Consider the following 12849-nt stretch of genomic DNA (forward strand, 5'->3'; position numbering starts at 1 on the left):
AAAAGCGGCTCCCATGACGGACCCCGCGCGCGACAACCAGTTTCCGGCGCCGGCGGAAGGGTTTCTGGCGACGCTGTTCATCACCGTGCGGAAGGTGGCGCGCTCGCGAGACTTCTACTCGCGGGTCCTGGGCGGCACCGTCGTGGTGGAGGAGAACCCGTGCATCGTCAAGCTTTCCAACACGTGGGTGCTGATGAATCCGGGCGGGCCGCCGACGCCTGACAAGCCAGGCATCACGGTGGTCGACTACGAGCCCGGCGACACCACCTCCATCTTCCTCAACCTGCGCGTCGCCGACATCCAGGCCTGCTACGACGCCTGGCGGGCGAAGGGCGCCGAGTTCCTGACGCCACCGATCGACCGCGGCGCCGAAATCCGTTGTTACCTGCGTGACCCGGACGGCTATCTCATCGAGGTCGGCCAGTCCACCGGCCTGCTGCACGGCCAGCACGCCGAGAAACGCCCCGAAGACCTGCCCGGCTGACCTACCCGCGGTCGAGCGACCGGGTCAGCGCGGCGGCGACGGCGGACATCGTGGTCAGTCGACCGGGCCGAGCACGAGCAGGTCGTTGTCCATGGCCACCGGGCGCGGGGTCGGTTCGGCCTCGACGGCGCGGTCCAGTGCGGCGAAGCCCTCCTGGATCTCCTCCTCGGTCAGGTGCTCGAAAGTGGAGACGGCCCGCAGCCGCAAGCGGTCGGCGTAGGCGGCCAGGTTGGGCGTCACCGGCACCCGCACCCGCTCGACGCCGAGGACGGGCAGCCCGAACAGGTCGGTCACCTCGCCCAGTGCGGGGAACACCTGTTGCTCGACCAGCCGCGCGCGGGGGAAGAACCGGTGCCACAGCAGGTCGGGAAGCCGGTCGCCGAACATGCCGCAGACCAGGACCCGGCCGCCCGGTCGCAGCACCCGGCAGATCTCGGCCGCCGCGGCCGCGCGGTCGACGACGTGGTGCAGCACCAGGAACATCAGCACCAGATCGCAGGACCGGTCAGGCAGCGGGATCGCCTCCGCGCCGCCGGCCAGGTAGCTCACGCTCGGGTGCCGGGCGGACTCCTGCGCCACCGCGCGCATCCGCTGTGCCGGCTCGACGCCGTAGACCGGACCGCCGAAGGTCTGCGCCAGCAGCGGCGTGAACCGGCCGACGCCCGAGCCCAGGTCGAGCACCGTCAGCGGCCGCGGCGTATTGCCGTTCGTCGTAGTCGATGCGCTTGCGCAACCCGACCGCCTCCCCGCACATCCTCTCATCGACGCCGGCGGAAAAGGGCCGGCCGTGAGGCCCGCGCTCTCGCCACCGGCCTCGACCACCCGGCTCTCAAGCTCCTGAAGGCCCGACTGACCCAGCGGCCCGGTGGTTGGGGCGCCCGATGGCGGGTATGGCCATATTTTGGTCATCTGTCGGGGGAGATCGGACATGCGCACCGATTCGGCGCCTACCGCCGTCTACGTCCAGAGCAACGAGCGTGACAGCAACCAACTCCTGGTTTTCCGGACGAGTCCCAACGGTGCGCTGTCCGGCCCCGGTCCGGTCGAGACCGGGGGCGCGGGCGACGGCGTCGCCCACCTGGCGTCCCAGGGGTGCACGACGCTGACCGGCGACGGGCGGTCGCTGCTGGTCACCAACGCGGGCAGCGACGACGTGTCGCTCTTCGGGATCGACGGCGAAGGACCGCTGGCCATGGGTACGACCTCCACCGGCTCGGCACCGAAGAGCGTGGCCGAGCACGACGGGTTGGTCTACGTGCTCAACACCGGCGACCCGTCGGTGTGCGGCTTCCGGATGGGTGTGGCCGGCCTGGAACCGTTGGCCGACTCGACGCGGCCGCTGGCCGAGGGCGCCGACCCGGCGCAGGTCGGCTTCACCCCCGACGGTTCGGCGCTGGTGGTCACCGAACGGATGGCCAACGCGATCGTCAGCTATCCGGTGGGCTCCGACGGCCTGCTCGGCGATCCGCGGACGCAGTCGTCGTCAGGGCAGACGCCGTACGGGTTCGCGTTCACCGACGACGGCACGCTGCTGGTCGTGGAGGCGTTCGGTGCCGCGAAGGGCAAGGCCGCGACGTCGTCCTACGCCACGTCGGGCATCGACGTGACGCCGTTGTCGGCCTCGGTCGGCAACGGGCGCAGCGAGGTCTGCTGGGCGGTCGTCTCCGACGACAACCGCTACCTCTACACGACCAACTTCGCCGACAGCGGCGTCTCCCGCTACGCCATCGCCGACGACGGCAGCCTCACCCTCGACGACCCGACCGCCGGCGTCGGCATCGAGGGCCGTCCCGGACTCCGCGACGAGGCCCTGACCCCGGACGGCCGCTTCCTCTACGCGCTCGACGCCGACTCCTGCCAGGTCTTCGGCTGGTCCGTCGGCGCCGGCGGCACCCTGTCGGCGATCGGCTCCTGGGGCGAACTCCCGGCTACGGTGGCCGGGCTCGCGGCCGCCTGACCCGCCGCTGTCACGGCACCGTGGCGCGCAGGGAGACCACCACCGCGGCGAGGGCGACCGTTACGGCGATGGCACGCAGCCCGTAGTGCGGCGGTGGCGACGCCACGGCCGTGAGGCGGCGCAGGTCGGGGGCCCGCTCCACGAGCGCGCTGACCGCGACCAGCAGGGCGACCGCGACGACGGCGTCCAGCCAGTAGTGGTTGCCCGTGGTCACCACCACGGCCAGGGTCAAGACGGGATGGGCGAGCCAGAGCCACCGGAACCGGCCGCGGCTGGCCGCGATAAGTGCGACGGCGACGGCCGCGGCCCAGCCGACGTGCAGCGAGGGCATGGCGGCGTACTGGTTGCTCAGCGCGTCGGTGTCCGGCGGCCCGTAGACCGCCGGCCCGAATACGGTGCCGGTGTCGACCAGCCCCGTGCTCGCGACCAGGCGCGGTGGCGCGAGCGGAAACCAGATGTGGAAGACCAGCGCGGCGGCGGTGAGGCCGGCCAGGATCCGTCGGGTCCGCAGGTAGAGCGCGGGCCGCCGGACATACAGCCAGATGAGCGCCGCGATGGTCGCCGGGAAATGCACGTAGGCGTAGAAGCAGTTGGCCGCCAGGACCAGTCCGTGGTGGGGGACCACCGTCTGTTGTGCGGCGAGTTCGCTCGGTAGGTGCAGCCACCGCTCGACGTGCCACACCGTCGCGGCGTTGGCCATGGCCTGGTCGGCATGACCCGAGACCAGGAGCCGGATCCATTTGTACGCCCCGAAGAGGACGGCGACCAGGAGTAACTCACCTGCAACCGAGCGCACCCGAACCAAAGCACGCCCTCCCCCGAACGAGCGCTAATCAAGCAACACCGGATCATGCGCTGTTCAACGGGCGTTTACCAGTGGTATGAGCGCTCAATCACAATCCTCGGGCGTCACAGTGGACGGACGTCCGCGCTACGAGCCGAGAACCAGGGGAGTGGCGCCCACTAGATTGGGTGGCCATGGGCAACCTGGAAGACCTGCTCCGGCAGCGGATGGCGACCGCGTTCACGAGCGTGGCGGGCGAGCGCGTCGACCCCGTCGTGCGACGGTCGCAGCACGCTGACTTCCAGTCCGATGCCGCCCTGGGCCTGGCGCGCAGGCTGGGCCGCAACCCGCGGGCCATCGCGGAAGAGGTCGTGGCCGCGGCCCAGCTCGACGACGTGTGCGCGAAGGTCGAGATCTCCGGCCCCGGGTTCGTCAACCTCACCGTCGCCAACCCGGTGCTGGGCCGCCTGCTGGCCAAGGTGTGTGCCGACGACCGGCTCGGTGTGGCGCCGGCCGACCACCCCGAGACGATCACGATCGACTACTCCGCGCCCAACGCGGCCAAGGAGATGCACGTCGGTCACCTGCGCTCCACGATCATCGGTGACGCGGCCGTCCGCCTGTTGGAATGGCAGGGCAACACGGTCATCCGGCAGAACCACATCGGCGAATGGGGCACCCCGTTCGGGATGCTGATCGAGCACCTGCTCGACGTCGGGGAGACCGAGGCCGCCCACGAGTTGTCCGTCGGCGACCTGAATGGGTTCTACCAGGCGGCCCGGCGCACCTTCGACGCCGACGACACGTTCAAGGATCGCGCCCGCCGGCGGGTCGTGGCGCTGCAGGCCGGCGATCCGGTCACCCGGCGGCTGTGGGAGGTGCTGGTCGGCGAGTCGAAGAAGTACTTCGCCACCGTCTACGCCCGGCTCGGCGTCCGCTTGACCGACGACGACTATGTCGGCGAGTCGTTCTACAACGACCAACTGCGGTCGGTGGTCGACGAACTCGACGCCCGCGGGATGCTCCACCTGTCCGAGGGTGCCAAGTGCGTCTTTCCCGCCGGCTTCACCCGCCGCGATGGCCGGCCGCTGCCGCTTATCGTGCAGAAGTCCGACGGCGGCTTCGGGTACGCCGCCACCGACCTGGCCACCATCCGGCGCCGGATCACGGTGCTGCACGCGACCCGCCTGCTGTACGTGGTCGGCCTGCCGCAGCGGCAGCACTTCGAGATGATCTACGAGGCCGCGCGGGAGGCCGGCTGGCTCGCTCCGCCGGTTCGCGCCGAGCACATCGGACACGGCTCCATCCTCGGCAGTGACGGCAAGATGCTGCGTACCCGTGCCGGTGTCTCGGTCAAGCTCGTCGATCTGTTGGACGAGGCCGTCACCCGGGCCGCGGCGATCGTCGAGCAGAAGAATCCGGGCCTCGGCCCCGAGCAACGCGCGGCCGTGGCCGAGGCGGTCGGCGTCGGCGCGGTCAAATACGCCGACCTGTCGACGGACCGGACCAAGGACTACATCTTCGACCTCGACCGGATGCTCGCCTTCGACGGCAACACCGCGCCCTATCTGCAGTACGCGCGGGCCCGGATCTGTTCGATCTTCCGCAGGGCGGGGATCAGCCCCGACCGCGCACCCGAGCGGATCCTGGTCACCGCGGACGCGGAGCGGGCCCTGGCCATCGAACTGCTCGCCTTCGGCACCCTGGCCGGCGAGATCGCGGCGACGCTCGAGTTCCACAAGCTCGCCCACTACCTCTACGGCCTCGCATCCGCCTTCACCACGTTCTACGAGAGCTGCCCGGTGCTACAGGCCGAGGGCGACGTGCGCGAGAGCCGCCTCGTCCTGTGTGACCTGACCGCCCGCACGCTGCGGCTCGGGCTCGGCCTGCTCGGCATCGACTCACCCGACCAGATGTAGCCCGCCGCGGGTAACGAGAGGGATGCAATACGGTGACAGGCATGACCGGGTATGTCGAAGTGGCCGGGCTGCGCGTGTGGCACGAGGTGTCGGGCGAGGGCGATCCGCTGGTCCTGCTGCACGGCGGCTTCCTCGGTGCGTCGTCGTTCTTCGCGCAGACCCCGGCGCTGGTCGAGGCCGGCTTTCGGGTCCGGGTCCCCGAGCGTCGCGGGCACGCACACACCCCGGATGTCGACGGTCCATTGAGCTACGCCGTGATGGCCGACGACATGGTCGCCTACCTGGAGCAGGGAGTCGGCGCGCCGGCCCACCTGGTCGGGTGGAGCGACGGTGCGGTGGTCGCGCTGCTGGTGGCCCAGCGCCGCCCGGACCTGGTGGCCCGGATGGTGCTGATCGGGCAGTACCTCAACTCCTCGGGCCGGGTCGCCGGAGAAGAACTGGTGGCCTACCTCAATACGCCGGAGGCGGTCACGTTCCTGCGCCGGGCCTACGACCCGGTTTCTCCGGACGGCCCGGAGCACTTCCCGGTCGTACACGCCAAGATGCTGCACATGATCGCCACCGAGCCCGAGATCGCGTTGGACGCCCTGGCCGGTGTCACCGCACCCACGCTCGTGCTCCAAGGCGACCGTGACGAGGTCACCGTCGAGCACTCCCTGGCCGTCGTCGCCGCGCTGCCCGACGCACGCCTGGCCGTGCTGCCGGGCACGCACACGCTCCCGCTCGATCGGCCGGAACTCGTCAATGCGCTGATCATCTCGTTCCTGCGCGGCGCCGAGCCGGCCGCGGACTGGAACGCCTTCCTCGGCTGAGTGCCGGCCGCCATCACCATCTGTGGTCGGCGAGGCGGAGTCCACCGCGGTGGCGGTCACCGGCGCGGGCGTGAACCGCGGGCACCAACTCGCTGATGACCAAACCCTGCTCGGCCGTCAGCTCGTCCACGATGGGGAAGATGCGGTTGATCCGGTCCGCCGTGTCGATGACGACGGTGACCGCGGGCACGCGACGGCCGAGTTGGAAGAGCCGGTCGCCGTGTGGGCGATGGTCGCCGTGGAAACCCCAGATGCCGCGGACGGTCGTGGCGCCGCTGGACCCGCCGGCACGTAGCCGCCGCACCAGGGCGCGGTGGATGGGCTGGCCGTCGTGTCGGGCGGCCTCCGAGGTGAAGATGGTCAGCTTCTGCCACAGGCCCAAGCCCCGGGCATCGGTCGCGGGCAGCGCCTGCGGTTCCTCGACGAGGCGGCCGTCGCGCTTGCAGAGGCGTACCCGCTCCAGGGTGATCCTCGGTCGGTCGAGCAGGGCGGCCAGCTCCGGCAGCACGCGACCGATCCGTTCGCCGGAACCGACCGCGATGATCATCATGGGCACGTCGCTGTTGCGGCCGATGAACCGCGCGCGTTCCCGCCGGCCGCTGACGGTCCCGTCGACGCCGAGCAACACGGTCGCGCCCGCGACGCCCTGGCGGTGCAGCAGCTCGCAGACCGCGACATGGGCGGGGACTCCGCGGACCCGATGCTGGCGGCCGACATAGACGGTGAGCTTCGTGGCCTCGTGCGGCGCCTCCGTGAGCCGCACCGGCCCGACGTCGCCCTGGAGCAGGCGGGCGCGTTCCAGCGTGACCAGGCCCACCTGCGGCATGCCGGCAACCTCGTCGACGACCGCGTCGATCCGTGGCCGGGTGTCGACGGCGACGGTGACGGCGGGCAGGTCCTCGGACAGCGTCAGCGAGTGGTCGCTGCGGAGGTGGTGCTTGAGGCCGAATCCGTCGATCCCGCGCAGCATGATGCTCGCCGCGATTCGGTGCCGGGCGTAGAGAGCCAACAGCTCGTCAGCGACGAATCCGGTGTCGGTGCGGTGCCGTTCCCCGAAATAACAGGTCAGCTTGAGACTCTCGACGTTCACAGCAGGCTCCCCACCGCTCGACCGGCGGCCGCCGCGGCGACACCCAGAACCAGGCTGACCGCCACGTTGAGTACGGCTGGCGCGAGCTCGCGTTCCTCGGCGAGCCGCTGCGTCTCGAACATCCAGGTCGAGAACGTGGTGTACGAGCCGACGGCGGCGGTCCCGGCCAACAACGCCTCGTGTCTGCCGAGCGCGAGGCCGGTCAGGAAGCCGAGGATCACCGCTCCGCTGACGTTGACTACGAGCGTGCCGTAGGGGAAGTCACGGCCACGGCGGGCCGCGACCGCGCCGTCGACGAGGAACCTCAACACCGAGCCCGCGCCGCCGATGAGGAACACCCCGGTCCAGATCAGGACGTTCACGCCCATGCGCGTACCCGTCGCGTCAGCTGTGTGGCCGCGTAGACGGCGGCGTACCCGGCGACGACGCTCACGATGGTGTAACCGGCCGCGAGTTTCCAGGCGTGTGCGTCGAGCATGAGCAGAATTTCGACCTGCATCGTGGAGAAGGTCGACAGTCCGCCGCACACCCCGGTGCCGAGCAGGGGCCGGCGGTAGCTGGACAGTGGCAGCCGCTCCTGCAACCGGGTGACGAACAGCCCCAGCAGGAACGCGGCGACGATGTTGACCGTGAACGTCGGCCAGGGCCAGGCGGTGGCCGGGTGCGGGAAGGCGTAGGTCAGCCCGGCCCGCGCCACCGTTCCCACCGCGCCGCCGAGGAAGATGGCGAGCAGCTCCCGCTTGTCCGGCCGCGGCAGCCACCGCATTCGCACCGTGTCTCCGCCAGATCGCTCGGGGGCGGCTTCGTCGCGCCCGGTCATCGCTTGCCCCGGTCCCGGCCAGTGTCCGTCGTAATCCTAGCTTGTCGCCCGGCTTGACCTGCCGACACTCGCTCAGTAACCATTGAGTCAATGACCATTGAGACATCGGGCATCGAGGCGCGTGCTCGGATTCATGGCGCCCTGAGTGACCCGGCCCGGCTGGCGATCGTCGATCGTCTCGCTGTCAGCGACGCGTCGCCCGGCGAGCTCGGCCGCCTGCTGGGGCAGCCGACGAACCTGATCGCCCACCACCTCGGCGTGTTGGATGCCGCGGGGCTGATCGTCCGCACGCGCTCGGAAGGCGACCGCCGGCGCAGCTATCTGCGGCTCGTGCCCGAGGCGTTGTCCCGGCTCGTCCATCCCCGGCTCCTGACGGCGCCCCGGGTCGTGTTCGTGTGCACCCACAACGCGGCGCGTTCGCAGCTTGCCGCCGCCCTGCTGTCCGCCCGTTCGGCGGTGCCGGCGTCGTCGGCGGGCACCGAGCCCGCCGACCGAGTTCATCCCCGCGCGGTGGAAGTCGCCCGGCGTCACGGCCTAGATCTCGGCGACGCCCGCCCGGCCGGCGTCACCACCGTCGTCCGGGCCGACGACCTGGTCATTTCCGTCTGTGACAACGCACACGAGCACCTGGCGGGCACGGCGTCGCAGCTGCACTGGTCGGTGCCCGACCCGGCCCGCTCCGACACCGACGAGGCGTTCGAACGCGCCTACTCCGACATCGCCGCTCGCGTCGACCGACTCGTTCCCGTCCTCAATGGAGCAGTTTCATGACTGACACCGCCGTCGATGGCCCACCCTCCGTGTTGTTCCTGTGCGTCCACAACGCCGGTCGCAGCCAGATGGCGTTGGGGTTCTTCCGGCACCTCGCGGGTGACCGGGCCGTGGCCTGGTCCGGCGGCTCCGAACCCGGCAGCGAGGTCAACCCCTCGGCTGTCGCCGTCATGGCGGAGCGCGGCATCGACATCTCCCGGGAATACCCGAAGCCGTGGACCGACGACGTCGTCCGCGCCGCCGACGTCGTCGTCAGCATGGGCTGCGGCGACGCCTGCCCGATCTTCCCCGGCAAGCGTTACGAGGATTGGATCCTGGCCGACCCGGCCGGCCTGACCGTCGACGACGTCCGACCGATCCGCGACGAGATCGAGCGCCGGGTCCGGCACCTGCTCGCCGAACTCCACGTCCCGACGGCCCGATGACAGGCAGCCCCGGGCTCGCCCGGCGCGCGCTGGCCGAAGCCCTCGGCACCGGGTTACTCGTGGTGGCCGTCGTGGGTTCGGGCATCATGGCTGCCCGGCTGTCACCGGGCGACGTCGGGCTCCAACTGCTGGAGAACTCGATCGCCACCGCGTTCGCGCTGGCGGTCCTGATCCTCGTCGTAGGGCCGGTCTCGGGCGCACACCTCAATCCGGCCGTCTCGCTGGCCGACTGGTGGCTCGGCCGCGTTCACCGCACGGGTATTCGGGTGCGCGAACTCGGCGTCTACATCGGCGCGCAACTGGTCGGCGCGATCCTCGGGGCCGTCCTGGCGAACCTGATGTTCGACCTGCCGGCCGTACGATTCGCCACCCACGAGCGGACCGCCGCGCACCTGTGGCTCGGCGAGGTGGTCGCCACCGCCGGCCTGGTCCTGCTGGTCTTCGCCCTGGCCCGTTCCGGTCGAACCGCTGTGGCACCGGCGGCCGTCGCCGCCTACATCGGGTCGGCCTACTGGTTCACCTCGTCGACCTCGTTCGCCAACCCGGCTGTGACGGTCGGGCGGGGGTTCACCGACACCTTCGCCGGCATCGCGCCGGTATCGATCCCCGGTTTCGTCGCCGCCCAGCTCATCGGGCTGGTGGTCGGCGTCGTTCTCGTGCGTGTCCTCTACCCGGTCCCGGGCGCGGTGGTGGCCGCCCTTGACCAGCCGGACCACGTGGTTGCCGCCCCGGCACAGTCGGACGACGCTGTCGCCGCCCCTGAGCAGCCGGACCACCTGCCCGCCGCCCGTGAGCAGCCGGACCACGTGCCCGCCGCCCCTGAGCAGTCGGAAGAGGTTGTTGCCGCCCCTGACCGGCCGGACCACGTGCCGAGCGTCCGCTAGGCGACCGGCACCGGCTCGGGCCGGCCTAGGCGTCGCGCTTGCGCGCCCGGATGATCGCCGAGTGCATGCCCGCCGCGACCTCGTGCGTCGGCGTGATCTCGACGTCGACGAAGCCGGCCTCGGTCAGGCCACGCTCGTACTCGGCAATGGACAGCGCGCCCGCGATGCAGCCGACCCACTCGCCGCGCTCAGCCCGGTCAGCGGCGGTGAGGTCGTTGTCGGCCACGATGTCGGAGACACCGATCCGCCCACCGGGCCTGAGGACGCGGTGGGTCGATGCGAACACCGCCGACTTGTCCGTCGACAGGTTGATCACACAGTTGGAGATCACCACATCGACGCTGTCCGCAGGCAGCGGGATGTCTTCGATGTGCCCCCGCAGAAACTCCACGTTCGTCGCGCCCGCGTCGGCGGCGTTCCTGCGAGCCAGTTCCAGCATCTCGTCGGTCATGTCCAGCCCGTACGCCTTGCCGGTCGCACCGACCCGCCGGGCCGACAGCAGGACGTCGATGCCGCCGCCGGAGCCCAGGTCCAGCACCGTTTCGCCGGGGTTGAGCTCGGCGACCATCAGCGGGTTGCCGCAGCCGAGGCTCGCCTCCAGCGCCGCGCCGGGAAGCCCGGACCGCTCTGCCGCCGAGTACAACCGCGCACCGAACCCCTCCTCCTGCTCGGCCGCCGACGGGCCGCAGCAGCCGCTTTCCGCCGCCGGCCCGCAGCACCCGCCGCTCGCGACCTGACTGTCCAAGACCCGGACCGCCGCGGCCGCGTACCGCTCCCGCACCTGATCACGTGTCACCGGTGACTCCTGACCAGTCGTCATCACGCACCTCCGTCTGCTTCGACAACCATCAAGACAGACACTTGCACGCTAATTCGATACTTGTCAAGATAGACCCGCCATCGTCAACTCAGAACCAACGCTGGAAACTCTTGTTCGGGCCGTGTTGATCATCTCTAATGGGCGTTCTGGATGGCCGGACACGGGGGAGGACGACGGTGATCCGATCGTGGATCGGGCGCGCATTGGGCGCGGGCGCTGTGGTGGTCACGGTGCTGGCCGCCGGTGCGGTCGGCGCCAGCGCGGCGCCGCACGGTGAAGGACTTGCCCGGGTCCAGCTCGGCTACACCGACTCGGCGACCCCGCGGCAGGCGCATGACGTCGACGACGGCGAGTGGCCGGTGGGCACGCGGGTGGACGCCGACGGGGTCAGGCACACCAGCCGCGGCTACGTGAGCTTCGACCTGGCGCGTTACGAGGGTCGCAAGACCTACGACGCGACGGTGTTCTTTTCCGAGGCCAGCGCCGCCGAGTGCCCGAAGCGGGCCTACGAGCTGTGGCGCGTCAAGGGCATCTCGGCCACGCCGACGTGGAACCGCGCGCCGGCACCGATCGGCAAGGTCGGTGAGCTGACGACCACCCCGAGCTTCTGCCCGCAGAGCTTCCAGTTCGACATCGGCGCCGCGGTGGCCGACGCGCTCCAGCACCGGCAGCGCTACGTGAGCTTCGAGTTGCGGATCGCCGACGCGTTCGAGGCCGACCCGGCGTACGGCCGCACGCTGGGCTACTCGTCCAACATGGGCTTCGTCGAATACGACACACCGCCCACCGTCGACAAGGTGCACCTCTACAACTCGGGCCAGGAGTGCAGCGCGCTCAAGCCCTACCCGGCGTTGGCGGGCCGCCGCTTGGAGGCCGTCGGCTACGACGCGGACGAGGCCGACGGCAACAAGATTTCCATCGAGTACGCGCTCTGGCCCAAGTCGTCGCCGGAAGCGCGGCAGTCCTTCATGAGCACCAACCCGTTCGGCCTCGCGGGTCGGGTCAACCCGGTCGAGGTGCCACGCACCGCGCTGGTCGACGGTGAGACCTACGGCTGGCAGGCCCGGGTGAGCGACGGCGCCGAGGTGTCCGGCTGGTCGCCCAAATGCTTCTTCCGCTACGACGCGACGGCTCCGCCGGCCCCGACCGTGACCGAGCAGGCCCTGCCGGCCACCGGCGAGCCGCTGCGACTCACGCTCGCGGGCAACGGCGACCGCGACGTGGCGGGCTTCCAATACAGGTGGAACGTCAACGGCGGCGTGAACGCGTGCAACATCGACGGCGACTACGGCCAGATGGTCTGCCCGGACGTGTTCGCGCTGCCCGACGTGCTGCGGGCGGACGCGCCGGGCGGCACCGCCACCCTGGTGACCAACGCGCCGAGCGAGGGGCCGGCCCGGCTCTACGTCCGTTCCCTCGACCTGGCCGGCAACGTCTCCAGCGAGACGGTCTACCAGACGTTCGCGCGGGGCGCTCCGACGGTCAGCCCCGTCGGCGGTGAGCCGTTCTGGGGTCAGGAGATCGCGCTGCGGGTCACCCCGCACGCCGACGTGACCTCGCCGGTCACCACCTACGGCTACCGGCTGGAGCTCGACGGCGAGGAGCAGTTCGTCCAGCCCGACGCCGATGGCAGCGCGACCATCCGGTTCACACCGGATCCGCAGCAGAGCATGCTCGACGTCTCGGTCCGGAGCTACCACGCCAACGGGTTCGTCTCCCCGACGGTGTCGTGGCAGACGTTCTTCGGTCCGTGGCCCGGGGTGCGCTCGGCGGACTTCCCGATGAACGCCGAAAGCGGGGCCCCAGGTGTCGCCGGCACGTTCGAGTTCGGCCCGCCGATGGACTTCGCCGACCCGGTCGCCTACCGCTGGTCGATCGACTTCGGCGACGAGACGGAGGTCCCGGCCCGCACGGACGGCACGGCGGCGGTGACCTGGACACCCCCGGCGGCGGGCTCCTACACGCTGATCGTGTCGGGGGGGGGGGCCGGCGGCGCGGCGGGCCCCCCCACCGGGAGGAGCTAGGGGGGGGGCGGCGGGGGAGGGGCCGCACGCCCTCCCCGCCCCCCGCGCGGCGGCGCCGG

The 12849-nt window shown here is 70.9% G+C and carries 13 protein-coding genes and 1 pseudogene; 8 read left to right on the forward strand and 6 right to left on the reverse strand.

Features of this window, described 5'->3' with window-relative positions; translation table 11 throughout:
• The first annotated feature begins 13 nt into the window (after positions 1–13).
• Positions 14–484, forward strand: a complete 471-nt coding sequence (locus AB0J74_RS10010) for a VOC family protein (RefSeq protein ID WP_363446559.1) — start codon at positions 14–16, stop codon at positions 482–484.
• Positions 485–538: 54 nt separating this feature from the next.
• On the opposite strand, the gene AB0J74_RS10015 is transcribed toward AB0J74_RS10010, so the two are convergent.
• Positions 539–1414 (reverse strand): class I SAM-dependent methyltransferase, encoded by an 876-nt coding sequence (locus tag AB0J74_RS10015; RefSeq protein WP_363446561.1) that lies wholly within the window; start codon positions 1412–1414, stop codon positions 539–541.
• Here AB0J74_RS10015 and AB0J74_RS10020 point away from each other — a divergent pair.
• Positions 1413–2441 carry a beta-propeller fold lactonase family protein gene (locus AB0J74_RS10020; protein WP_363446562.1) on the forward strand — a complete coding sequence of 343 codons (1029 nt, stop codon included), beginning with the start codon at positions 1413–1415 and terminating at the stop codon, positions 2439–2441. The genes AB0J74_RS10015 and AB0J74_RS10020 overlap by 2 nt on opposite strands.
• A gap of 10 nt (positions 2442–2451) precedes the next feature.
• Here AB0J74_RS10020 and AB0J74_RS10025 read toward each other — a convergent pair whose 3' ends face one another.
• Entirely contained in the window at positions 2452–3237 is a 786-nt protein-coding gene (locus AB0J74_RS10025) for a phosphatase PAP2 family protein (protein WP_363446564.1), read from the reverse strand.
• 182 nt (positions 3238–3419) lie between these two features.
• Between AB0J74_RS10025 and argS the strand changes: the two genes are divergently transcribed.
• Positions 3420–5144 (forward strand): arginine--tRNA ligase, encoded by a 1725-nt coding sequence (argS, locus tag AB0J74_RS10030; protein WP_363446566.1) that lies wholly within the window; start codon positions 3420–3422, stop codon positions 5142–5144.
• 41 nt (positions 5145–5185) lie between these two features.
• A complete protein-coding gene (locus tag AB0J74_RS10035; protein ID WP_363446568.1) occupies positions 5186–5956 on the forward strand; it encodes an alpha/beta hydrolase in 771 nt (256 codons plus the stop codon).
• A gap of 13 nt (positions 5957–5969) precedes the next feature.
• Here AB0J74_RS10035 and AB0J74_RS10040 read toward each other — a convergent pair whose 3' ends face one another.
• The 3 genes from AB0J74_RS10040 to crcB (AB0J74_RS10050) are packed head-to-tail and all read right to left on the reverse strand — an operon-like array spanning position 5970 to position 7812.
• Entirely contained in the window at positions 5970–7046 is a 1077-nt protein-coding gene (locus AB0J74_RS10040) for a DUF190 domain-containing protein (RefSeq protein ID WP_363446570.1), read from the reverse strand.
• The gene (gene crcB, locus AB0J74_RS10045; protein ID WP_363446572.1) at positions 7043–7408 is read right to left on the reverse strand and encodes a fluoride efflux transporter CrcB; all 366 of its coding nucleotides are present in this window, start codon (positions 7406–7408) and stop codon (positions 7043–7045) included. Before crcB (AB0J74_RS10045) ends, AB0J74_RS10040 begins: the two co-directional genes overlap by 4 nt.
• A complete protein-coding gene (gene crcB / locus AB0J74_RS10050; protein ID WP_363446622.1) occupies positions 7405–7812 on the reverse strand; it encodes a fluoride efflux transporter CrcB in 408 nt (135 codons plus the stop codon). The genes crcB (AB0J74_RS10045) and crcB (AB0J74_RS10050) overlap by 4 nt, the downstream gene beginning before the upstream one ends.
• A gap of 144 nt (positions 7813–7956) precedes the next feature.
• On the opposite strand from crcB (AB0J74_RS10050), the gene AB0J74_RS10055 reads away from it, so the two are divergent.
• From AB0J74_RS10055 to AB0J74_RS10065, 3 genes and pseudogenes are all read left to right on the forward strand, one after another.
• Positions 7957–8637, forward strand: coding sequence for an ArsR family transcriptional regulator (locus AB0J74_RS10055; protein WP_363446574.1), 681 nt, complete (start codon positions 7957–7959; stop codon positions 8635–8637).
• Positions 8634–9062, forward strand: coding sequence for an arsenate reductase ArsC (locus tag AB0J74_RS10060; RefSeq protein WP_363446576.1), 429 nt, complete (start codon positions 8634–8636; stop codon positions 9060–9062). Before AB0J74_RS10055 ends, AB0J74_RS10060 begins: the two co-directional genes overlap by 4 nt.
• A pseudogene (locus tag AB0J74_RS10065) lies at positions 9059–9736 on the forward strand (MIP/aquaporin family protein); the annotation flags it as partial. The gene AB0J74_RS10060 and the pseudogene AB0J74_RS10065, both read left to right, overlap by 4 nt.
• A 235-nt stretch (positions 9737–9971) precedes the next feature.
• On the opposite strand, the gene arsM reads toward AB0J74_RS10065, so the two are convergent.
• A complete protein-coding gene (gene arsM / locus AB0J74_RS10070) occupies positions 9972–10742 on the reverse strand; it encodes an arsenite methyltransferase (protein WP_363446577.1) in 771 nt (256 codons plus the stop codon).
• A 200-nt stretch (positions 10743–10942) separates the two neighbouring features.
• On the opposite strand from arsM, the gene AB0J74_RS10075 reads away from it, so the two are divergent.
• Positions 10943–12790: a hypothetical protein gene (locus tag AB0J74_RS10075; RefSeq protein ID WP_363446579.1), complete on the forward strand. Its 1848-nt coding sequence runs from the start codon at positions 10943–10945 to the stop codon at positions 12788–12790.
• The last annotated feature ends 59 nt before the right edge of the window (positions 12791–12849 follow it).

The sequence above is a fragment of the Asanoa sp. NPDC049573 genome (assembly GCF_040676615.1).
Lineage (GTDB): Bacteria > Actinomycetota > Actinomycetes > Mycobacteriales > Micromonosporaceae > Asanoa.